The following is a 710-nucleotide window of genomic DNA, read 5'->3' as shown; positions in this document are numbered from 1 at the left end:
CCTTCAGGCCGTCTCCGACTGCCCGACATAGACCTCGATGACGCGCGGATCGCGCCACACATCTTCCGTCTCGCCCGAAGCGATCACCTGGCCCTGGTCCATCACGCAAAGCCGGTCGCAGAGCCGGTTGATGAAGCGCAGATCGTGATCGATGACGATGGTCGCGCAGCCGACGTCGCGGCGAATGCCCTCGATGGCGATGGCCAGCGTCTCCGACTCGGCCTCGTTGAGTCCGGCGGCCGGCTCGTCGAGCAGCAGGAGCGACGGCCCCAGCGCCAGCGCGCGGGCGATCTCGAGCCGGCGCTGCCTGCCATAGGGCAGCGTTCCGGCCGGGCTGTCGGCGAAGCTTGCCAGCTCATATTGCTGCAGCAGCTGGTCGACGCCGATCCGCCTGGCGGCATCGGGGCGCACGGCGCGGCAGGTGATATGCGCCACCTCGACGTTCTGGCGAACGGTCAGATCCTTGAACAGCCTGATGGTCTGGAAGGTGCGGCCTACCCCTGCCCGCGCGCAATGCTCCGGGCCGCGGCCAGTGATCTCCTCGCCCGCCAGGCGCACGCTGCCGCTGTCCGGCTTGAGCACGCCGGAGATGGCGTTGACGAGGGTCGACTTGCCTGCGCCGTTCGGACCGATGAGGCCGAGGATCTCGCCGGCCTCGCAGGTCAGCGAGGCGTTGCGCAACGCCTGCACGCCGCCGAATGTCTTGCTGA

General features: G+C 68.7%; 1 protein-coding gene. It reads right to left on the bottom strand.

Annotated features, from left to right (window positions below):
* Positions 1–3: 3 nt before the first annotated feature.
* Positions 4–710 (bottom strand): ABC transporter ATP-binding protein (locus EOA28_RS37615; RefSeq protein ID WP_245501712.1); only part of this gene is annotated, 707 nt, incomplete at its 5' end.

The sequence above is a fragment of the Mesorhizobium sp. M2A.F.Ca.ET.067.02.1.1 genome (assembly GCF_004023285.1).
Classification (GTDB): domain Bacteria; phylum Pseudomonadota; class Alphaproteobacteria; order Rhizobiales; family Rhizobiaceae; genus Mesorhizobium.
This window is presented reverse-complemented; position numbering and strand designations above follow the sequence as displayed.